The organism is Trinickia sp. Z7, assembly GCF_056498045.1.
In genome coordinates this window covers 269,445-289,753 of the sequence record NZ_JAUEQW010000006.1, presented here as the reverse complement: position 1 = coordinate 289,753, position 20,309 = coordinate 269,445, and the positions used below count along the sequence as shown (strand labels likewise).

The following is a 20,309-nucleotide window of genomic DNA, read 5'->3' as shown; positions in this document are numbered from 1 at the left end:
TTTTTTTTAGAGGGCGATTTCTTCGCGCTCGTTGCAGACGAACGCGATCTCGATCCTTTTGCTGAGCCGCCCGCGTTTTCGCTTCTTGCTTCTTTTCCTCTTTTCTTGCCTCGCTCGCGCTTGCCCCAATCGAACGGAGGGGCAAACGCGATGCCTAAACTCCGCAAAGCATCCCTAACGCGTAAAGCCCCAGAACATCAACCACCACGCGCTGTCCGCCACCGCTAGCGCTGCGACGAAGCACGTCATCGCACCCACTCGCGTAACAACGCGCGACGCATATCGACCCGTAATGCCCCAGGCAAGCCGCGCGCTCCACGCATTCGCGATTGCCAGTACGCCGATTCGAACGGTCGACGCCCAATCGAGCGGAACGTGCTCGGCTCGCAGCAACGACAATGTCGTAGCGGACAACCCGAGAAATACGCCCGTTCCGGCAACGGGGATGAGCGCCTGCGCGAGGTGATGCAATCGCGCACGGTCGAACCGGCCGAGTACACGTGTGCCCGCGGCCAACAATGCGAGCAGCGTGGTGCCGTAGACGAGCGCCGTCGCCAAGATGTAGCCGATCAGCAAGGTGCCGTCGAGCCAAGAAAAGACGTCGTTCTGATCCGGGTAATGCGTGAAGACGAACCACGGGGCGTTGGTATCGAGCATCCACGTGAAATCATGGTCGACGAGCCAGGTCGCGAGCCATTGCTTGAGGTCGATGAACCACGGGCTCACCGTCCAGTGAAACGCTCCGATCGCGATGCCGAGCAGACCGTACAGAATGAGCGCGGTGTCCCAGCCGTTGGCGGCATCGCGCCCAAGTTCCACGACTTCCTGCGAAGGCGAGCGCCAGGCCAGCGAAATCGCATCACGGTGGCCGCTGCAACGGCCGCACATATGGCAGGCCGCCGCCCCTTTCATGCTTCTCAACGGAACCAGCGGCGCGCAATTGATCGGGATGACGCGATGACCGCGCTCGCCCGCCGTGTACGAGCGCCGCCATGCGGCCTCGTCGACCCGATAGTGAAACGGCGCAAGACGCGCCAGCAGCGAAAATACGCCGTTGACGGGACACAGATAACGACACCAGATGCGTTTGTCGCGTCCATACAGGAAGCCGATCACCATCGCCGCCGCCGTGGATCCCCCCAATACGAGCAGCACCGCCCGGGGATACTGATAGACGCTGACCATTTGGCCATAAATCGTCGTCAGGCCGAACGCGACGAAGGGCCAGCCGCCCCACCGCATCCACCTCGGAATCGCCCGCCCCCGGCCGTGACGGCTTGCGAACTCCGCCAAAGCGCCTTCGGGGCACAGCACGCCGCACCAAACGCGGCCGAGCAAGACCATCGACAGCAGCACGAACGGCCACCATATGCCCCAAAAAACGAACTGGGCCGCCAGCGTCAGATTGTTCCAGAGATGCGCAGCGTGATCGGGCAGCGGCAAGCACGCGGGCACGATGATGAGGAAGGCATAGATCGCAACGACGGTCCATTGAATGGCACGAATCGTGGCGCCATTGCGCTGCATCCATGCGCCGACGCGGGCAAGCCGCCCGCCGCCGGCGTCAGACAATGCCGGCGTACTCATGCCGTGCGCCCAGCTTGCGCGGCCGGCGCCCGACCGGCGCGCCGCGCCAACCACCCCACCACGAGCCAGTACAACGCATAGACGATGAGGTTGGTGAGAGACGGATGCGCGCGATAGCCCGTAAGCGTTGCAACCAGCGAACCGAAGGTGCTCGAATCGTCGAGGATCGCAGAACTATTCCATACCTGCGAAATGCCGAGCGGCAGGATTTCCTTGTCGATCAGCTTGTCCGCGCCCGTTTGAAGGAGGCCGGCGCCGAGCAGCAACAACATGATTTCGGTGACGCGGAAAAAGCGGCGCCACGAGAAGATGCGGCCGCCCAGTTGCAGAATGTAGAAGGTCAGCAATGCGAGACCGAGCCCCAATGCAATGGCGAGCACGTCGCTTTCGCTCACGTGTCCCGACTGCCCGAACCCGAGCCCGTAGAGGAAAATGACCGTCTCGCTGCCTTCTCGCGCAATCGCCAAAGCGACGAGCACGGCGACGCCCCAACCGTTGCCATCGCGCGTGCGCTCCTGCAGCGAGCGCTCCATATCACGCTTGAGCGTGCGACCGTGCCGCTTCATCCATAGCACCATCTGCACGATCAGCACGCACGCGACGAGCACCATGCCTATCTGGAAGTAATCGGCAGCGTCGCCCGAAAGGAATTCGCTGAACCCGACGAGCGCCGCACCGAGGCCCACGGCCGCCAGCATGCCGGCGCCGACACCCGCCCATAGATACGGCAACCCGCGCCGCGCGTCGGTGTCGCCATTCTTCAGCCACGCGTACAAAATTCCGACGACAAGCAAAGCCTCGACGCTCTCACGCCATACGACGAACAATACCTGGCCCATCCGATGCTCTCCGCGCGCACGACGTTCGAGGGCCGTGCGCAAAAACCGCTACTTCACGACGATGACGCCTTGCGCCGCTTGATGGAAATCGTCGAAAAACTTGTATTCGCCCGGCGACTGGGGAGCAACCACCACGACCGATTCAGCGCCCGGCGCGAGAACCTTTTCCTTGCGCAGTTGGACACTTTCGAATTCGGCGGCGCCCTTGCCGGTGTTGTGCACTTCGATGCGGATGCGCTTGCCTGCGGGCACCTCGATGCGCGCGGGCGTTAGCTTGCCGTCGGCCATTTCCAGCTTGACGGTGACCGCATCGTCCGCCCGCGCCGCCATGCAAGCGACGGCCAGCGAACAGGCCAGCGCGACTTTCAAACGCAAATTCATGCTTTCGCTCCCCTTTCTCGAGCCATGCGGCTTAATAGCCGCCCTTCTTGCCGATACCGGCGAACGTGAAGTCGTACTGCAACGTGATCGGCTTGAACCAGGCGCCCACGCCGGTTTCTTTGTCGATATGACGGCCGAACGCCATGTGGCCCGTTTGCATGGGCGGCTCGACGACGATCGTCAAATGGTATTTGCCGGGGCCGGCCAGTTTGACGTTGTCGCCATAATGCGGGCCGTCATCGGCCACCATCGGCATCAAATCGCCCTTGATCGACTGCGCGCCACCCGCCTTCTTCAGTTCGTAGTGAACCTGCAGATAAGGCATCCAATCGCCTTCCGCGAACCCCGTGGGATTCTTTTTAACCGCGTGGATGTCGGCCTCGAGGTGAATGTCGGAATCCGACGCCTTGCGCATCATCCCCTCCGGATCCATCGTGATCGGCTGCAAGTAGACAGCGCCGATTTCCATGCCGCCCTGAACCTGGGGCTTGCCGATCGGATACTCGGCCGCCGATACGGCCATTGCGGCCAGCGCCGCCACGGCCGCCACGCCGCTCTTCATCCAGGTGGAACGATGCATCGAAAACTCCTCTTTTTCTTGAACTGGTCGAAATATTCAACGACGCCACGCGCCGCCGAGAGCCGCCTAACCGTTCGCCGCCAACGTGCTCATGCGCCCGATTCGAGCCGAATCCCGAGCCAACCCGAGCGCTACCGGAAAGGCGAGGAACACGAACACAAACGCAAATGCGAACGATTATCAATCAGCACCAAGTGTACACGAATGGCATCGTTAAGACAAAGCGACCCTTGCGCGCATGGGGTCGCCCCTGCCTAGTCCGCCGAATGGGTTAAGGGTTAGCTCGCGCCCGTGATCGAATCGCCCACGTTCGCGCCGAACGCGCGCTCGCGCAGAACGGCCAGTTGATCGCGCGCGGCCGCGGCTTTTTCGAATTCGAGGTTCTTGGCGTGCTCCATCATCTGCTTTTCCAACCGTTTGAGCTCTTTGGCCAGTTCCTTCTCCGACATATCCTCGAATTTCGCGCGCTGCTGCATTTCCTTGAGTTCGGCGCGGGCGTCATCGGCGTTGTACACACCGTCGATGATGTCTTTGATGCGCTTGACGACGCCGCGCGGGGTAATGCCCATGCGTTCGTTGTAGGCGATCTGCTTGGCGCGCCGCCGCTCGGTCTCGTCGATCGCGCGTCGCATCGAATCGGTGATGCGGTCGCCATACAGAATCGCGGTGCCGTGGACGTTGCGCGCCGCGCGACCGATCGTTTGTATCAGCGAGCGTTCGGCGCGCAGGAAACCTTCCTTGTCCGCGTCGAGGATCGCGACGAGCGAGACCTCCGGAATATCGAGCCCCTCGCGCAACAAGTTGATGCCGACCAGCACGTCGAATGCGCCCAGCCGCAAATCGCGGATGATTTCGACGCGCTCGACGGTGTCGATGTCGCTGTGCAAGTAGCGCACTTTCACGCCATGGTCGGCGAGAAATTCCGTCAACTGCTCGGCCATGCGCTTGGTCAAAACGGTGACGAGCACGCGTTCGTTGACGGCCACGCGCGCGTTGATCTCGCTCAGGACGTCGTCGACCTGCGACGTGGCGGGACGCACCTGCACGAGCGGATCGACGAGGCCCGTCGGACGCACCACCTGTTCGACGACCTGCCCCGTCTGCTTTTTCTCGTAGTCGGCCGGCGTGGCGGAAACGAAGACCGCCTGGCGCATCTTGCGCTCGAACTCGTGGAACTTCAGCGGCCGATTGTCCAGCGCCGATGGCAGCCGAAAGCCGTATTGCACGAGATTTTCCTTGCGCGAGCGATCGCCGTTGTACATGGCGTTCAGTTGCCCGATCAACACGTGCGATTCGTCGAGCAACATCAACGCATCGGGCGGCAGGTAATCGACGAGCGTCGGCGGCGGCTCGCCGGGGGCTGCGCCCGAGAAATGACGAGAGTAGTTTTCGATGCCTTTGCAAAAGCCGAGCTCCTGCAACATTTCCAGATCGAACCGGGTGCGCTGCTCGAGACGCTGCGCTTCGACGAGCTTGCCTTCGCCATGGAAAAACTCGAGGCGCTCGCGCAATTCCGCTTTGATCGTCTCGACCGCACGCATGACCGTTTCGCGCGGGGTCACGTAATGCGACGACGGATACACGGTGAAGCGCGGGATCTTTTGCCGCACGCGCCCTGTCAGCGGATCGAACAGTTGTAGCGACTCGACCTCGTCGTCGAATAGCTCGATGCGCAGCGCCATTTCGGCATGCTCGGCCGGAAACACGTCGATCGTATCGCCGCGCACGCGGAATGCGCCGCGCTGGAAATCGGCCTCGTTGCGGTTGTACTGCATCGCGATCAACCGCGCGATGACATCGCGCTGACCGATCTTGTCGCCGGTGCGCAGCGTCAAGATCATCTGGTGATATTCGCTTGGGTTGCCGATACCGTAAATGGCCGACACCGTCGCGACGATCACCACGTCGCGCCGCTCCATCAGGCTCTTGGTGGCCGATAGCCGCATCTGCTCGATGTGCTCGTTGATCGACGAGTCCTTTTCGATGAACAAGTCGCGCTGCGGCACATACGCTTCCGGCTGGTAGTAGTCGTAGTACGAAACGAAGTACTCGACCGCATTGCGCGGAAAAAACTCGCGAAACTCCGAATAGAGCTGTGCGGCGAGCGTCTTGTTCGGCGCGAACACGATCGCGGGACGACCGAGCCGGGCGATGACGTTGGCCATCGTGAACGTCTTGCCCGAGCCCGTCACGCCGAGCAGGGTCTGATAGGACAAACCGTCCTCGATGCCCTCGACGAGCTGGGCGATCGCGCTCGGCTGGTCGCCGGCGGGCGGATAGGGCTGATAAAGGTGAAACGGGGAACCCTCGAATTCAACGAACTTCGATTCGTCGAGGGCTTCGGCGGCATGCGGCTGAGCTTCGGACATGGAAAAGGCGCTTCCTTCGCCGACAAAAGAGCCATTTTAGCGTTTCGCGGGCGCGCGAGCAGCGCCGTGTCCCCGCGCCCACCCACGCCGCCGCGCCGCAAGCGCTCTGGCAAGCTCGCCCCATGCGAAAAGTGCACGGTCGTTCAAACGGATGGAAGCCGCTCGGGCGTCGAAAACACCCAAAAGCGGCGCCTGGATTGGTTACAATCTCACATTCAGCGCCCGCAAAACCGCCATTGTGGATTCGACGACCCGCCTGACGGCGTCGGCCCCGGCGAAAGCGGCGCATGCATCGGCCCGCCAGTTTCTTACTACCGCCATAGACACCATGTCCCTGTTCTCCGCTGTCGAACTCGCCCCCCGCGACCCGATCCTCGGCCTCAACGAGGCCTTCAACGCCGATACGCGCCCGACCAAAGTCAATCTGGGCGTAGGCGTCTATACGAACGAAGAAGGCAAGATTCCGCTGTTGCGCGCCGTGCGCGAGGCAGAGAAGGCGCGTGTCGAGGCGGCGCTGCCGCGCGGCTACTTGCCCATCGAAGGTATCGCCGCCTACGACGCAGCCGTGCAGAAGCTGCTGCTCGGCGACGCGTCGCCGCTGATCGCCGCGGGTCGCGTCGTCACGGCGCAAGCGTTGGGCGGCACGGGCGCGCTCAAGATCGGCGCCGATTTCCTCAAGCGCCTGAATCCCGCCGCCAAAGTCGCGATCAGCGATCCGAGCTGGGAAAATCACCGGGCCTTGTTCGAAGGCGCAGGCTTCGAAGTGGTCGCTTATCCCTACTACGATGCGCAGACGCACGGCGTCAATTTCGAAGCGATGCTCGCCGCGCTCAACAGCTACGCTGCCGGCACCATCGTCGTGTTGCATGCGTGCTGCCACAACCCGACCGGCGTCGATCTGAGCGATGCGCAGTGGAAGCAGATCGTCGAGGTGGTCAAGGCGCGCAACCTCGTGCCGTTCCTCGATATCGCCTATCAAGGGTTCGGCGACGGCATCGACGCCGATGCCGCGGCCGTGCGACTGTTCGCGGCGGCCGAGTTGAACGTCTTCGTGTCGTCTTCGTTCTCGAAGTCGTTTTCGTTGTACGGCGAACGCGTCGGCGCACTCTCGATCATCACGGATAGCAAGGACGAAGGCGCACGTGTGCTCTCGCAACTGAAGCGCGTGATTCGCACGAACTACTCGAACCCGCCGACGCACGGCGGCGCGATCGTCGCAACGGTGCTGGGCACCCCGGCGCTGCGCGCCACGTGGGAAGAAGAGCTCGGGCAAATGCGCGACCGCATCCGCGCGATGCGCAATGGTCTCGTCGAGGGCCTCAAAGCCGCCGGCGTAGCGCGCGATTTCAGCTTCGTGAACGCACAGCGCGGCATGTTCTCGTACTCCGGCTTGACTTCGGCGCAAGTAGACCGCCTGCGCGAAGAATTCGGCATCTATGCGGTGGGCACCGGCCGCATCTGCGTAGCCGCGCTCAATACGCGCAACCTCGATACGGTCGCGAACGCGATCGCCCATGTGCTGAAGTAAGGCCTCGCGACGCCGCCGACCGAGGGCGCGGGCCGTGTGCGCCACGTGGCTGCGGCTCGCCGTCCCGGCTCCCATGGCCCTTGCTTGACGCCTGGACCCGACAATGGCGCCCTTTCATGGGGGCGCCATTTCGTTTTCGGTCACCGCAAATCGCGGTGGATGTCGTGCGTGACGAACCCCGCGTCGTTTTCCGGCATATCCAGCCAGCCCGGCTGCGCGAGGCTGTCGCGAATGTCGCGCAAACCGCAACGCCAATGCTCGCGCATGGCCGAGGCGCCGAACTGATAGTCCTTGAAATTGCCGTCGAACTCCTTGTCGCGGTAAATCAGTTGGAACACGTTGTACCGATGCGACGACGACAGTTCCTGGGCGAGCTTGCACCACGGATCGTCTCGATGCTCTGGGGCTACCCGCTCAAGCACCTCGCGCAAGACATGCCTGAAGCGTTGCGAGTGCTCCATCATGTCCGTCACGAGCCGGGTACGGCTCGAGTATTGGATGTCCTTCATCCGCCCCTGCACGTCGGTCAGGTTCGTGGGAACGGGACCGCGGGCGCTCCATAGGTCCACCTGAAATGCGAGCGTATCGCGGCGCGGCGAGGCCTGGACGACTTCGGAGAGCGGCGTGTTGGACATGAGCCCGCCGTCCCAGTAAAACTCGCCCTCGATCTCCGTCGCGGCAAACCCCGGCGGCAGCGATCCGGAGGCAATGAAATGCTCGGCCCTGAGCTTCTGATGCTGGTTGTCGAAGTAAACAAAGTTGCCCGTGCCGACATTGACCGCGGCGACCGAAACGCGCGTCTCGCCCGAATTGATGCGATCGAAATCGCATAGGCGCTCGAGCGTCGCTTTCAGCGGCGCGGTGTCGTACCAACTGGCCGTGCCTGGCGAGCCGGAGACGAACGGCAACGGCGGCGGCATGCGCGGCACGAAGAACCCCTTTTGGCCGTCGACGATGGCGCTTAATGCCTGCATCGTCGTAAAGGCCGTGCGCACGGGGCCCGCCGAATCGAATAGCGCATGTTCGACCGCGGGGGGAATCGGCACGCCGTAGGCAGGCTGGCACACCAGATCCCAGAACGCCTTCAATTTTGCGACGCGATGCTCGGGCGCATTGCCCGCGATGATCGCGGTGTTGATGGCCCCGATCGAGATGCCGGCCACCCAATTGGGCACGATGCCGGCTTCATGCAAACCCTCGTAGACGCCGGCTTGATAGGCGCCGAGCGCGCCGCCCCCTTGCAAGACGAGCGCGACTGTCTGGTAAGGAGGCAACGCCGCGGACGGCGCAACGCTCGCCGCTCGGCCTGCCCTGGCTTGCCCGCCGGTATCGCTCGTCGAAGCGGCGGCGCTTGCGCGCACGCGCGTGGCTTTGCGCTCCCCCATGAAATCTCCTTATTGCATGCACCAGCCGTGCGAAACGAGGAACGACTGCCCCGTCAGCGCGGCACTCGGGAACGTGCAAAGGAACAGCACGGTTTGCGCGACATCTTGCACGGTGGTGAAGACGCCGTCCACCGTCTGGCCGAGCATGACGCGCTTCACTACCTCTTCTTCGCTGATCCCCAGTTCTTTCGCCTGCTCGGGGATTTGCTTGTCGACGAGCGGCGTGCGCACGAAGCCCGGACATACGACGTGCGAGCGCACGTTATGCGCCGCGCCTTCTTTCGCGAGCACACGTGAAAGGCCGAGCAGCGCATGCTTGGCCGCGACGTAGGCCGACTTCAGCGGCGAGGCTTCGTGCGAATGGACGGACCCCATGTAGATGACGATGCCGCCGCGATCGCCTTTGTACATGTGCTTGAGCGCGGCCTTGGTGGTGAGAAAGGCGCCATCGACGTGGATCGCCTGCATTTTTTTCCAATCGGAGAAGCTGTAGCTCTCGATCGGGTTCACGATCTGAATGCCCGCGTTCGATACGAGGATGTCGATCGAACCGAACTGCGCGGCGACTTCGTCGATGCCGCTGTTCACAGCCTCCTCGTTCGTTACGTCCATGGCGACGCCCATTGCCTTGCCGCCCGCGGCGCGAATTTCCTCGGCCACCGCCTGTGCACCGGCCAGGTTCAAATCGGCGATCGCCACGGCTGCACCCTGCGCCGCCAGCGTAAGCGCGATTTCCTTGCCGATCCCGCTCGCGGCGCCCGTCACCACTGCGGCCTTACCGTTCAGACTCGTATTCAACGACGACATTCGTCACCCCCTTAAGCATGCATGGACAATGACATCATGGCGCACGGCGTGCGACAAGCTAGCCGAACGTCATATGACTTTCGGCCGAATTCAGCGCGACGACCGACTTCGCTATTGTGCCCCATCGGCCGGCATGAACGCGATTCGGCGCGAATGGGATTAAGCTCTGCGGGTCGACTTTTCAGGAGGCATACATGAATTACCGGCGACTCGGCCGTTCGGGCCTGCAAGTGAGCGAACTTTCGTTGGGCTCGTGGGTGACTTACGGCAATCAAGTGGATCGGCGTGCGGCGCGCGAATCGCTCGCGGCGGCACGCGACGCAGGCGTCAATTTCTTCGATAACGCGGAAGTCTACGCGGGCGGCAAGGCCGAGGAAATCATGGGCCAAGCGCTCAAGGAACTGGCCTGGCCGCGCGTGAGCTACGTCATCTCCACGAAGTTCTACTGGGGCTTGCACGAGGCCCCCAACCAGCACCACACGCTCAATCGCAAGTATCTGCACAACGCGATCGACGGTTCGCTCGCTCGCCTACAACTCGATTACGTCGACCTTGTGTTTTGCCATCGCGCCGATCCCCATACTCCGCTCGAAGAGACGGTTTGGGCAATGAGCGACATGATCGCACGCGGCAAAGCGCTCTATTGGGGCACCTCCGAGTGGAGCGCCGACGAGATCCGCGCCGCTTACGAGATCGCCGAGCGCCACCATCTGCACAAGCCGGTCATGGAGCAGCCGCAGTACAACTTGTTCTGCCGCAAGCGCGTCGAACAGGAATACAAGCGGCTCTATGAAGATATCGGACTCGGGCTGACCACCTGGAGCCCGCTCGCGTCGGGCTTGTTGACCGGGAAGTATCGTTCGGGCGTGCCGGCGGGTAGCCGCGCGGAACTGCAAGGCTACGACTGGTTGCGCGCGCGCCTGGTCGACGCCGACAAGAACGAATGCGTCGGCAAGCTCGAACAGGTGGCGTACGAACTCGGCTGCAGCGTCGGGCAATTGGCGATCGCGTGGGTGCTCAAGAATCCGCACGTCAGCACGGTCATCACCGGCGCATCGAAAGTCGAGCAAATCGCGGAAAACATGAAAGCGAGCGACGTCGCAGCGCGCATCACGCCCGAGATCACGCAACGAATCGAGGAAATCGTCGCTGGCGTCGAGCCGTAGCGGCGCGCAGCGCGCGAGGCGACGAGGGCGCTGCCGTACAATACGCGCCCTGCCCGCGCGTTCGTAAAGCTCGAGCGCCCCGGCTCGCGCGCTCGCCCGGCACGCACCGGGCGCCGCGCAGCCGCCCTGAAGTTTTGACTCTTTCGCCCGTATGCTCAGCTACCGTCACGCGTTTCATGCCGGCAATCACGCCGATGTCCTCAAGCACGCCGTTCTCGTGCAGTTGCTGCGCTACTTGGGGCAGAAGGACAAGGCCTATTGGTACATCGACACGCATGCCGGTGCGGGCGTGTACTCGCTCGTCGAAGGTTACGCGACCAAAACCGCGGAGTTCGAAACGGGCATCGCCAAGCTCTGGCAGCGATCGGATTTGCCCGAGGTGCTGGAAGATTATCTCGCGCAGATTCGCGCGCTGAACCCCGATGGGCAATTGCGCTACTACCCCGGGTCGCCGTATCTCGCATGGCGCTTGATGCGCGCCCAGGACCGGATGCGGCTGTTCGAGCTCCACACGACCGAGATCGAGATTTTGCGTCACAATTTTCGCGATGCCGGGCGGCGTGCAATGCTGTACGCCGGCGACGGCTTCGACGGCATCAAAGCGATCCTGCCTCCGCCACCAAGGCGCGCGCTGGTGCTCGTCGATCCGTCGTTCGAGGATAAGCGCGACTATGCGCGGACGCTCGGCTGCATCGAGGAAAGCCTGAAACGGTTCGCCACCGGCATGTATGCGCTCTGGTATCCGCAGGTGACGCGCACCGAATCGCAGCGATTCCCCGAGCAATTGAAAGCATTGCAGCCGACGAACTGGCTGCATGTCACGCTGACGGTGAGCCGTCCGCCATCGGATGGCTACGGGTTATACGGCAGCGGCATGTTCATCTTGAACCCGCCATATACGCTCGCAGCCCAGATGAAGAAAACCCTGCCCTATCTCGTCGACGCGCTGGGGCAGGACGATACGGCCCAATTCAAGGTGGAATCGCGCGTGGCTTAGTCGCTCGGTATAGCCGGGTAGGCACCTCGCGCGCGCCGGTCGGCGGATCCTACTGGCGGGTCCCAGGCGCCATCCGATAGCGGGAACCGGCGGGGGGTGCGGCTCCGTTGGGCGCGGCCCCGTTCGCCCCCGGCAGCGCGATATACGGCGCGACGACGATCGGCGGTTGGCCGCTCGTCGAATCGAGCTCTGCGGGTGTGGGCAACTGCTGCGCCGGCACCATGGGCGCACGCGAGAATGGGGCGTTTTGCAGAACGAGGCCGCTTTGGCCATCGTGAATGCCCGTTTGCGAATCGAGCACCAACGGCTGGCCCTGGGCCAGCGCATAGGAAGCGATCCCCATCAAAGCAAGACATACCGTCGTTCGGACGGCCGCGAATGAACGAGGTGAGGAAGAAAGGCCCATGGGGATGTCCGCAAAAGTACGCCTTGGCATCTGGCGAGAAACGAGCCACGAATGGTCGTACCTTAACGCGCCCCCAACGTCCGCGCTAGTCGCATGGAGCCGATGCGGCGGGGCCGTCACGACCGATGCGCGCGTCCCCGGGCCGAGCTACGCCGCATACGACAAAGCCTCGCCGAGCCAGCGAGGCTTTCAGATAACGTGCACCTTCGCGCGCAAATAGACGCGCAAGCGGCGATCGTGCGCCGCAGGCTAGGTCAGTTCGAGTAGCCGTTGGTTTCGAGCGAGCGCAGGCGGTGCTCGAGATCGACGATGTCCGACGACGAAGCCAGATACGCTTCGCGGCGGGCGCGTTCGGCCGATTCAAACCAGTTGCTCAGCTTTTCGAGGATGTAGGCAAACATGATGTTCTCCAAGGGTCGGGTTATGTCCCCAGCGGATCGCGCATCAGGGATTTCCCGTAAAAGGGTTAACCCGAATTATAGAGATGTCGGCCGAAATTGCGAGTGAAATGCTTGAATAGTGTGCATTCCGCTTTGGAATGGTGCGCGATCGGCGCTGCGCCACTCAGAAATGCACCATAATCGTGCAATTTCTCGCCCTCGCGCTTACCCTTGCCGGCAATGGCTTTGCGCCTGATCCCCCGGTGCCTGGTCGCTCGCTAAACCGTCGAGAATCGGGCAATCCGGGCGCGTATCGCCGTGACAGTGCTGCGCCAGGTGAGTCAGCGTGTCGCGCATTTCCGACAACTGCGCGATGCGGCGCTCGAGGTCGGCCACATGTTGAAGCGCAATCGCTTTCACCTCGGCGCTGGCGCGCGAGCGGTCTTGCCACAGGGCCAACAGCTTGCGAATGTCGTCGATCGAGAACCCCAGATGGCGCGCTTGGCGAATGAACCGCAAGGTATGGACTTCGGGTCGGCCATAGACGCGATATCCTGCATCGGTTCGCCCCTTTGGGGCCAGCAAGTCGACGCTCTCGTAATAACGGATCATTTTCGCCGTCACACCCGATGCTTGCGCCGCTTCTCCGATGTTCATGTCGCTCTCTCCGGTTGAATGCAGAAAGCGTATACCTTCCCATGGCGGGAAGGTATACGCTTCATCGAAACGGGCGGCAATAAGCGCGAACAGGCAGACCGGACCACCGCGGTACGATCCCAACTTTCTTGAAGAGGAAACCTTGCAATGATCGAATTTCAAGTCGAAGGCATGAGCTGTCAGCATTGTGTGGGCGCCGTGACGAAGGCGATTCGTGCGCTCGACTCGGCGGCGCTCGTCGAAGTCGACCTCGAGAAGGGCCGCGTGCGTGTCCAATCGCAGGCGACGCCCGATAAGATCGGCAGCGCAATCGTCGAGGCCGGTTACGAAGTGAAAGGCAACCGTACGATCGTCGATGCCTGATCGTCGATGCTTGATCGGTAATGCCTGATCGGTAATGCCTGATCGGTGACGCCAATCGATAACGCTCGATACCCGATCGGTCGTACGACGCACTGTGGACCGTTGCGGTGATGGGCGCGCCGGGTTACGCCGGCCCGCCATCACGCCCGACGACACCACAACGCTAATCCGCACGTGGCGGCCGCGGCGTATCGCCGCGCCGCCAGCCGTTGAAGGCGTGTGCAACGAACGCGATGCCTGTGCCGCCGCCCGCTTTTCCCCTCTCAATGGAAATTCCGGCTATCCGACTGCAACCCGCCCAAAAGATGCGATAGATCGACGAGCCGCTTGGCCACGAGATGCCGTACCTGTCCCTGACACTGCCATACGCCGTATACGGCAAGCAACGAAGCGCCGAGCACTTCCTTGCGCTGCTTTTCGAGCAAGCTCGGCCAGATGATGACGTTGACGTTGCCCGTTTCATCCTCGAGCGTCATGAAGATCACGCCTTTGGCCGTGCCCGGCCGCTGACGAACCGTCACGATGCCGCAGCCGCGAGCGGGCTGGCCGTTGCGATAGCCGTTCAATTTCGCTGCCGGCATGAGCCTCTTTTCCAGTAGACGGGCGCGCAACAAAGCAAGCGGATGGCGCCGCAACGTCAACCCCGACGAACGGTAATCGGCCACGATGTTTTGCCCCTCCGTCGGGGCCCCGAGGGCGGGCGTATCGTCGATCGCTACCGCCGCGGCCAGCATATCTTTCTCGGGCACGGCGGCCACCGAATGCCATAGCGCTTCGCGACGATTGCCGGCGAGCCTCGATAGCGCATTGGCATCGGCGAGCACGTGCAAATCGTGTCGATCGAGCTGCGCGCGCCGCGCGAGATCGTGCACGCTCTCGAACGCTCTAACCGCCCGCGCGTTTTCGATACGCTCGGCCACCTCCTGCTTCATCCCGCGCAAAAGCGATAGACCGAGGCGGACGGCCGGACGCGCCGCGCCCGCCACCGGTTCGAGCACGGCATCCCAGCCGCTGATCGTCACATCGGCCGGCAGGATCCGCACGCCGCGCCTTCTCGCATCCTGCACGAGTTGCGACGGAGAATAGAACCCCATCGGCTGGCTGTTGAGCAACGCCGCAAGGAAAGCCTCGGGCTCATGACACTTGAGCCAACTGCTCGTATAGACGAGCAGCGCGAAGCTCGCCGCATGGCTTTCCGGAAAACCGTATTCGCCGAAGCCCTTGATCTGCTCGAAAATCGCATCGGCGAAGCTGCGCTCGTAGCCGCGATCGAGCATCCCATTGACGATGCGGTCGTAATACTTCTGCAAATCGCCTTTGCGTTTCCATGCCGCCATCGCACGCCGCAATTGATCGGCTTCGCCCGGGCTGAAGCCGGCCGCGATGATCGCCACTTGCATCACCTGCTCCTGAAAGATGGGCACTCCAAGCGTGCGGCCCAAAGCGACCTCCAAATCCTTGCTCGGGTAGGTGACGGATTCGAGCTTTTGGCGCCGGCGCAAATACGGATGCACGGCGCCGCCTTGAATCGGCCCGGGCCGCACGATCGCCACTTCGATCACGAGATCGTAGAAGGTACGCGGCTGCAGTCGCGGCAGCATGCTCATTTGCGCGCGCGATTCGATCTGGAAGACGCCCACCGTATCGGCACGCGAAATCATCTCGTAGGTTTTGGCGTCTTCGGGCGGCACGTCCTGCATGTCGAAACGCTCGCCGCGCCGCTCGGAAACCAGATCGAGCGCACGTCGTATCACCGACAGCATGCCGAGCGCCAGCACATCGACCTTTAGCAGCCCTAATGATTCGAGATCGTCTTTGTCCCATTGAATGACGGAGCGATCGGGCATCGCCGCGTTTTCGACGGGCACGAGCCGCGTCAGTTTTCCCCGGCTGATGACGAACCCGCCCGAATGCTGCGAAAGATGCCGCGGAAAATTCAGCAACTGTGCGGCCAGCCGCGCCCAGGCTTGAATCAACGGTTGATTGGGATCGAGTCCGGACTCTTCGAAACGCGCCAGCAAATCGCGGCTCGTATCGAACCAATGGTGCGACTTCGCCACCGCGTCGACGATCTGGGGATCGACGCCGAGCGCCTTGCCCGTTTCGCGCAATGCGCCGCGCGGACGATAAGTCGAGACGGCCGCCGCAATCGCCGCCCGATGCCGGCCATATTTGCGATAGATGTACTGCATCACGATCTCGCGCCGCTGATGCTCGAAATCGACGTCGATGTCGGGCGGCTCGCCCCGCTCCTTGCTGATGAACCGTTCGAACAGCATGTTGCCGCGCGCGGGATCGACCTCGGTAATGCCGAGGCAATAGCAGACGGCGGAATTGGCGGCCGATCCGCGCCCTTGGCACAAAATGCTTTGGCTGCGCGCATAGCGCACGATGTCGAACACCGTCAGGAAGTACGCCTCGTAACGCAGCTCGGCAATCAGGGCAAGCTCGTGTTCGAGCTGTTTTTGCACGTCATGAGGGATGCCGGCGGGAAAGCGTCGCCGCGCCCCCTCGTAGGTCTCTTTTCGCAAATAGGCGGTAGGCGTGAAACCCTGGGGCACGAGTTCATCGGGGTACTCGTAGCGAAGCTCGTCGAGCGAGAACCGGCATCGCGACATGACATTGAGCGTTTCGCGCAGCGTCTCGTCGGGATAAAGATTGACGAGCCGCAAACGCGAACGCAGATGCTGCTCGGCATTGGGCGCGAGTTCGTAGCCGCACTCGTGAATGGGCCGGCCCACACGAATGGCCGTCATCGTATCTTGCAGCGGCTTGCGCGAACGCACATGCATGACGACCTGACCGAGCGCCACGACCGGCACGCCCTGACGGTGCGCGACATATTCGAGCGCGCCGCGATGAATGTCGTCCATCGCTCGCCGATGCAGCACTAGGCCCGCCCAGGCGCGGCCGGAAAACGTTTCATCGAGCCATTCGAGCTGTGCCGCAAGCGCCTCTTCCTTCGCCGGAAAATCGGGCACGAGGATGGCCAGGCAATCGGACATCCCGCGCAGATGCGCGAATCCGCTCTCCGGGCGGGAGAGATCGGACGCCGTCAGCCGGTACTCGCCTTTCGGAGCACGCATGCGCGCGAGCGTGATGAGTTCCGACAAATTGCCGTACCCCTCGCGATTTTGCGCGAGCAGGATGAGGCCGAACGACGGCGAGCCATCGGCATGGCGCAAACGGAAATACGAACCGATGACGAGCGGCAACCCGACCTCCTTCGCGGCCTCGTGCGCACGGACGACGCCCGCGAGCGAGCATTCGTCGGTGATCGCAAGGCCCGCATAGCCGAGCTGGGCCGCGCGCTCGACGAGTTCTTGCGCATGCGATGCGCCATAGAGGAACGTGAAGTTGGAGAAGCAAAAAAGCTCGGCGTACGCCGGCAGCCCACCGAGACCGGGAACCATCGCACATCATCCAAATAGGCCGTGGAGAAACCAGCGCGGCCCCGCTTCGGCGTCGCGGCTACTGACACGTTCGCGGTAAATCCAGTAGTAGCTTTTGTCGTCGGCCTCGGCAACGAAGTAATCGCGCGTGACGAGTTCGCCGTCGAACCAGCCCGCCTCGATGCGCTCGGCCGGCGAAACGACGCGCAGCGGCGATCCGTAAAACGGACGATGCGCCCGCGTGAGCAAACGCACGGGCTCGGCGAGCAGCCAGGCCGGCCGCGGCAAGCCTTCAGGCAGCGAGCCTTTCGCGCAGGGCGCATCGAGCGCGAGAGATGCCCACCGATTGGCGACCTCCGGTCGGTAATCGGCAAGCGGCGCGGGGCGCAAGACGTTTTCTTCGCCAAGCCGCGCCACGAGCAATTCGAGCAACCGCGCATGGCTTTGCGCCGCCGCGCCCGGATCCGGAAAGAGCTGCTCGGCCGCAGGCACCGCCGCTTCGACCTTCACGGCCTCGAGCCGCACCGCGATCATCGGGGCCGCCAATTCGATGCGATGCAACCGCTCCTTCAGCAATCGCAGCAGATGCGCCTCTTGCCAAGCCGGCTCGCCCAGCGCGATTTCGATCGACGTAGGCGCGAGCGCTTCCCGGCCGCGCTCGTGTTCGAGCGAAAGCGTGACGGCCGTCACGGCCAATTGCTTTGCGCAAAGCCAGCCGCACAACTGCACGATCAGACGATGCGCGGCATGCAATGCGCCATCCGCATGCTCGATGCGATCGGGCAATTCCAGCCGTGCGGAAAACGTGGGCGGCAACACGAGCCAGTCGAACAACTCGGGCGCCATGCCGAACGCGCGATCGAGCGAGTCGAGCATATGCTCGCCACAGCGGCGCTGTAACCCGGCGCGAGGCAAGCGGCGAATATCGGCAATCGTCGCGCAGCCTAGACCCGCGAACCACTCGGCGAACGGCCGAGCTTCCGGCACGGCGATCATCGGAAGCGGCGACAAGACCCGCTCGAGCGAGCCGAGTCGCACCACGCGGCGATTGCCATAGCGCGCCAGCAACCATGCGCCCTGGCCCGTGGGCGCAAGGCCGATGCGGACCGTAAAGCCCAGCGTGTCGAGCATCGCCCGCGCCTGCCGGCACAAAGCACGCAGACCGCCGAAAAGCCTCAGGCTCGCGCCGACTTCGACGATGACCACCGCTTCGTCGGCAAGCGCGACATCGGGCGAGAACCGCATCAGCGCCACACCGACTTCGCGTTGCGCCGCGGCTTCGCGCCCCGCATCGCGCTCGTACAGATGAACATCGGTAGACAGCGTGAGCACCCCGCCGCGCTTCATGCCAAGACGGATACCGACCGCCCGCGCCGCCGCATCGGCGATGACGACCTTGTCCTTCTCGAGCGCAACGCTGCCGCCCGGCGGCTCAGGCAGCCACTTCGGCCGGAATACTTCGAGCGCCAGTTTCGGCAAATGGACGGCGAGAAAGACGCGCATGGCGAGACAGCAAAACAGGCGTAGGTTGAAGAGGAATCGATAAAGGCTCCGTGCGCGAGGGCCCTCGTCGCTTCACGATATCGACCATCAGCCCTTCAGCCGAAGGCCGCAGCGCCAACCGCAGCAGCGCGGGCGAGGCGTCTTGCGCAACCGTCGAAGGCCGCACCATCACGAACAGGGTTTCGCCCGACTGCGCCGCGAGATGCAGACGCCGCAGCGACGGCGGCTGCGCATACGGCGCCCAGAAGATCAACGCGCCGCAACTGCCGGCCCGCAGGATTTGCTCGGCTGCCCACAGCGCATCGCCCGTTTTCGGCGCTTTGACATGCAAGAGCCGATCGAGCGGCAGCCCGATATAGCCGAGCCCCAAGCCATTCGGAACTTGCGGCGGCTGCAACAACGCGATCGGCCGTTCGCCCAGCGCGCTCAAAGCAGGCCGCAGCAGCCGCAGTTCGCCGATCCCCGCCTGCTGGACGAGCAAATCGACCAACGCGCCGAGAGGCCAACCGCCGCCGGGCAACTCGGCCGACAACGCCGGATAGCCCGTTTCCACTACGCGAGTTCGGCCGTGCGCAAGCTGCGAGGCGCGCCATAGCGACGGGTGAATCTCTTCGGCACGGAGGGAAGCGGCAAGCATCGGCACACCAATACTGTATATCCATACAGGGATATTACACGCAATCGAGCATAGCGGAACTGGAACTTTTTATGTCGCCCGCTTTTCTCGTACCTTTCACCCGCGCCACGATATCTCGTAAATTCCCCTGCACCTCGTAGCCTCACAGCCTTCCCTACTACGAAATACCAAGCGGCACGGACCGGACGCCGTCAATAAAATCCTTTCAGAGACAGCAGGTGCTACCCGCAGGTGCAACCCGACGGCCCGCCGTCTCCATCCGCGCCTCTCGCAAGCCGCCCGGCGCTGCACTCGCTTCCAAAAAACAACGATAGATAGGAACCCCCATGTCATATCTGGACGTGGTCGACGAACGCGAAGACCTGCACTGCGCATCGACATCGGCGCTTTCGCCCGATTTCAAGTCGAGCGCGCATTGCGAGATTCGCTATATCGACGAAATGGACGTGACCCCGATCGCGCGCGCCGAGGAGACCGGCGAGGCGACCTTCCTCGCCGCGGAACTGGGCGCGGCTCGCACGACCGACGAACGCATTCGCATGATTCGCGGCATTTTGAACATCATCGGCTTTAGCGGCCTCGGTTACGCCGCCTTGAAGCTCGACGCGAGAAAGCAGCCCGAACACGCCTATGTGCTGCGCAACTACCTGTCGACGGACTTGCTGCCGCGGGCGCTCGAAGGCGGCTATCTGCTGCGCGATCCGCATATGCGACGCGCCTTCGAATCGAGCCGGCCGCACGTGTGGGACATGCGCTCGCTCGTGAACGCCTCGCGCAAAGACGGTATCGATCCGCCGCTGCGGCGGTTCTTCGACGGCATGCGCGAAAACGGTCTCGCGAGCGGCCTGGCCTTCAGCTTGCCGATCCCGCGCACGTCGATGCGCGCGCTCATCATGTTCGCCGGGCCGCCCGAGCATTGCGAATGGATCACCGATAGCGTCATCGCCCAGGCGATCGGCTTGGGGCTATCGCTGCACCAGCGCTGCGCTGCATACGTGCAAGCGATCTGTCGTCAAGAAAGCGCAAACGGGCTGTCGCAACTGCAGCAGCGCATCTTGGGCGCTGTCGTCGTCGGCATGTCGGACAAAGCGATCGCCGCGCGGCTCAATACGACCGTCCACAACGTCGACTATCACCTGCGCCAGCTGCGCGAAAAGTTCGGTGCCCGCAATCGCAGCCAGCTCGCGTTTCTCGCGGGCAAGTTGCAAGCGGTGTGAGAGCCGACGTCGACGTTGCCGCGAGCGGTTGCTGCGCCGGGGCCAGGTTGGACCAGATTGAACCGGGCGCAGTCCATCGAAACACGCGCGCGACGGTGCTTTTGAGCGCTAGCGT

At 63.0% G+C, this 20,309-nt stretch carries 18 protein-coding genes; 5 read left to right on the top strand and 13 right to left on the bottom strand.

Features of this window, described 5'->3' with window-relative positions:
• Positions 1-174: 174 nt before the first annotated feature.
• The 5 genes from QQS38_RS13705 to uvrB form a co-directional block, all read right to left on the bottom strand.
• Positions 175-1,587 carry a 4Fe-4S binding protein gene (locus QQS38_RS13705; RefSeq protein ID WP_479645912.1) on the bottom strand — a complete coding sequence of 471 codons (1,413 nt, stop codon included), beginning with the start codon at positions 1,585-1,587 and terminating at the stop codon, positions 175-177.
• Entirely contained in the window at positions 1,584-2,426 is an 843-nt protein-coding gene (locus QQS38_RS13700) for an FTR1 family iron permease (RefSeq protein ID WP_479645911.1), read from the bottom strand. The genes QQS38_RS13705 and QQS38_RS13700 overlap by 4 nt, the downstream gene beginning before the upstream one ends.
• A gap of 48 nt (positions 2,427-2,474) precedes the next feature.
• A complete protein-coding gene (locus QQS38_RS13695) occupies positions 2,475-2,807 on the bottom strand; it encodes a cupredoxin domain-containing protein (protein WP_479645910.1) in 333 nt (110 codons plus the stop codon).
• 31 nt (positions 2,808-2,838) lie between these two features.
• Complete coding sequence (locus QQS38_RS13690) at positions 2,839-3,387, bottom strand: iron transporter (RefSeq protein WP_479645909.1); 549 nt, start codon at positions 3,385-3,387, stop codon at positions 2,839-2,841.
• A gap of 278 nt (positions 3,388-3,665) precedes the next feature.
• Complete coding sequence (uvrB, locus tag QQS38_RS13685; protein WP_479645908.1) at positions 3,666-5,756, bottom strand: excinuclease ABC subunit UvrB; 2,091 nt, start codon at positions 5,754-5,756, stop codon at positions 3,666-3,668.
• Between the two features lie 328 nt (positions 5,757-6,084).
• Here uvrB and QQS38_RS13680 point away from each other — a divergent pair, with 328 nt between their 5' ends.
• Positions 6,085-7,284, top strand: coding sequence for an amino acid aminotransferase (locus QQS38_RS13680; protein WP_479645907.1), 1,200 nt, complete (start codon positions 6,085-6,087; stop codon positions 7,282-7,284).
• A 140-nt stretch (positions 7,285-7,424) separates the two neighbouring features.
• On the opposite strand, the gene QQS38_RS13675 is transcribed toward QQS38_RS13680, so the two are convergent.
• Positions 7,425-8,669 carry a DUF3734 domain-containing protein gene (locus QQS38_RS13675; RefSeq protein WP_479645906.1) on the bottom strand — a complete coding sequence of 415 codons (1,245 nt, stop codon included), beginning with the start codon at positions 8,667-8,669 and terminating at the stop codon, positions 7,425-7,427.
• 9 nt (positions 8,670-8,678) lie between these two features.
• Entirely contained in the window at positions 8,679-9,476 is a 798-nt protein-coding gene (locus tag QQS38_RS13670) for a 3-hydroxybutyrate dehydrogenase (RefSeq protein ID WP_479645905.1), read from the bottom strand.
• A 194-nt stretch (positions 9,477-9,670) separates the two neighbouring features.
• Here QQS38_RS13670 and QQS38_RS13665 point away from each other — a divergent pair, with 194 nt between their 5' ends.
• Both QQS38_RS13665 and QQS38_RS13660 read left to right on the top strand, forming a co-directional pair.
• Positions 9,671-10,642 carry a potassium channel beta subunit family protein gene (locus QQS38_RS13665; RefSeq protein WP_479645904.1) on the top strand — a complete coding sequence of 324 codons (972 nt, stop codon included), beginning with the start codon at positions 9,671-9,673 and terminating at the stop codon, positions 10,640-10,642.
• A gap of 151 nt (positions 10,643-10,793) precedes the next feature.
• Entirely contained in the window at positions 10,794-11,639 is an 846-nt protein-coding gene (locus QQS38_RS13660; RefSeq protein WP_479645903.1) for a 23S rRNA (adenine(2030)-N(6))-methyltransferase RlmJ, read from the top strand.
• 49 nt (positions 11,640-11,688) lie between these two features.
• On the opposite strand, the gene QQS38_RS13655 is transcribed toward QQS38_RS13660, so the two are convergent.
• The 3 genes from QQS38_RS13655 to cueR form a co-directional block, all read right to left on the bottom strand.
• Positions 11,689-11,982, bottom strand: coding sequence for a hypothetical protein (locus QQS38_RS13655; protein WP_479645902.1), 294 nt, complete (start codon positions 11,980-11,982; stop codon positions 11,689-11,691).
• 317 nt (positions 11,983-12,299) lie between these two features.
• Positions 12,300-12,446 (bottom strand): DUF3563 family protein, encoded by a 147-nt coding sequence (locus QQS38_RS13650; protein WP_479645901.1) that lies wholly within the window; start codon positions 12,444-12,446, stop codon positions 12,300-12,302.
• Between the two features lie 204 nt (positions 12,447-12,650).
• Positions 12,651-13,082 (bottom strand): Cu(I)-responsive transcriptional regulator, encoded by a 432-nt coding sequence (cueR, locus tag QQS38_RS13645; protein ID WP_479645900.1) that lies wholly within the window; start codon positions 13,080-13,082, stop codon positions 12,651-12,653.
• 147 nt (positions 13,083-13,229) lie between these two features.
• On the opposite strand from cueR, the gene QQS38_RS13640 reads away from it, so the two are divergent.
• Positions 13,230-13,445, top strand: a complete 216-nt coding sequence (locus tag QQS38_RS13640; RefSeq protein ID WP_479645899.1) for a heavy-metal-associated domain-containing protein — start codon at positions 13,230-13,232, stop codon at positions 13,443-13,445.
• Between the two features lie 263 nt (positions 13,446-13,708).
• Here the strand turns inward: QQS38_RS13640 and QQS38_RS13635 are convergent, their stop codons facing one another.
• Genes QQS38_RS13635 through imuA form a run of 3 tightly spaced genes read right to left on the bottom strand, consistent with a single transcriptional unit; the run spans position 13,709 to position 18,977 of the window.
• Positions 13,709-16,858 (bottom strand): error-prone DNA polymerase, encoded by a 3,150-nt coding sequence (locus tag QQS38_RS13635; protein WP_479645898.1) that lies wholly within the window; start codon positions 16,856-16,858, stop codon positions 13,709-13,711.
• A gap of 6 nt (positions 16,859-16,864) precedes the next feature.
• Positions 16,865-18,340, bottom strand: a complete 1,476-nt coding sequence (locus QQS38_RS13630; protein ID WP_479645897.1) for a Y-family DNA polymerase — start codon at positions 18,338-18,340, stop codon at positions 16,865-16,867.
• Positions 18,270-18,977, bottom strand: a complete 708-nt coding sequence (gene imuA, locus QQS38_RS13625) for a translesion DNA synthesis-associated protein ImuA (RefSeq protein WP_479645896.1) — start codon at positions 18,975-18,977, stop codon at positions 18,270-18,272. The genes QQS38_RS13630 and imuA overlap by 71 nt, the downstream gene beginning before the upstream one ends.
• A gap of 326 nt (positions 18,978-19,303) precedes the next feature.
• Between imuA and QQS38_RS13620 the strand changes: the two genes are divergently transcribed.
• Positions 19,304-20,194, top strand: coding sequence for a helix-turn-helix transcriptional regulator (locus QQS38_RS13620; protein WP_479645895.1), 891 nt, complete (start codon positions 19,304-19,306; stop codon positions 20,192-20,194).
• The last annotated feature ends 115 nt before the right edge of the window (positions 20,195-20,309 follow it).

Bases quoted from the DNA above. Each gene is read 5' to 3' on its own strand.
- QQS38_RS13700 (WP_479645911.1), bottom strand. From the start codon at position 2,426: ATGGGCCAGGTATTGTTCGTCGTATGGCGTGAGAGCGTCGAGGCTTTG.
- QQS38_RS13655 (WP_479645902.1), bottom strand. From the start codon at position 11,982: ATGGGGATCGCTTCCTATGCGCTGGCCCAGGGCCAGCCGTTGGTGCTC.
- QQS38_RS13670 (WP_479645905.1), bottom strand. From the start codon at position 9,476: ATGTCGTCGTTGAATACGAGTCTGAACGGTAAGGCCGCAGTGGTGACG.
- uvrB (WP_479645908.1), bottom strand. From the start codon at position 5,756: ATGTCCGAAGCTCAGCCGCATGCCGCCGAAGCCCTCGACGAATCGAAG.
- QQS38_RS13630 (WP_479645897.1), bottom strand. From the start codon at position 18,340: ATGCGCGTCTTTCTCGCCGTCCATTTGCCGAAACTGGCGCTCGAAGTA.
- QQS38_RS13705 (WP_479645912.1), bottom strand. From the start codon at position 1,587: ATGAGTACGCCGGCATTGTCTGACGCCGGCGGCGGGCGGCTTGCCCGC.
- QQS38_RS13690 (WP_479645909.1), bottom strand. From the start codon at position 3,387: ATGCATCGTTCCACCTGGATGAAGAGCGGCGTGGCGGCCGTGGCGGCG.
- QQS38_RS13620 (WP_479645895.1), top strand. From the start codon at position 19,304: ATGTCATATCTGGACGTGGTCGACGAACGCGAAGACCTGCACTGCGCA.
- QQS38_RS13660 (WP_479645903.1), top strand. From the start codon at position 10,794: ATGCTCAGCTACCGTCACGCGTTTCATGCCGGCAATCACGCCGATGTC.
- QQS38_RS13650 (WP_479645901.1), bottom strand. From the start codon at position 12,446: ATGTTTGCCTACATCCTCGAAAAGCTGAGCAACTGGTTTGAATCGGCC.
- QQS38_RS13640 (WP_479645899.1), top strand. From the start codon at position 13,230: ATGATCGAATTTCAAGTCGAAGGCATGAGCTGTCAGCATTGTGTGGGC.
- QQS38_RS13635 (WP_479645898.1), bottom strand. From the start codon at position 16,858: ATGGTTCCCGGTCTCGGTGGGCTGCCGGCGTACGCCGAGCTTTTTTGC.
- QQS38_RS13695 (WP_479645910.1), bottom strand. From the start codon at position 2,807: ATGAATTTGCGTTTGAAAGTCGCGCTGGCCTGTTCGCTGGCCGTCGCT.
- imuA (WP_479645896.1), bottom strand. From the start codon at position 18,977: ATGCTTGCCGCTTCCCTCCGTGCCGAAGAGATTCACCCGTCGCTATGG.
- cueR (WP_479645900.1), bottom strand. From the start codon at position 13,082: ATGAACATCGGAGAAGCGGCGCAAGCATCGGGTGTGACGGCGAAAATG.
- QQS38_RS13675 (WP_479645906.1), bottom strand. From the start codon at position 8,669: ATGGGGGAGCGCAAAGCCACGCGCGTGCGCGCAAGCGCCGCCGCTTCG.
- QQS38_RS13680 (WP_479645907.1), top strand. From the start codon at position 6,085: ATGTCCCTGTTCTCCGCTGTCGAACTCGCCCCCCGCGACCCGATCCTC.
- QQS38_RS13665 (WP_479645904.1), top strand. From the start codon at position 9,671: ATGAATTACCGGCGACTCGGCCGTTCGGGCCTGCAAGTGAGCGAACTT.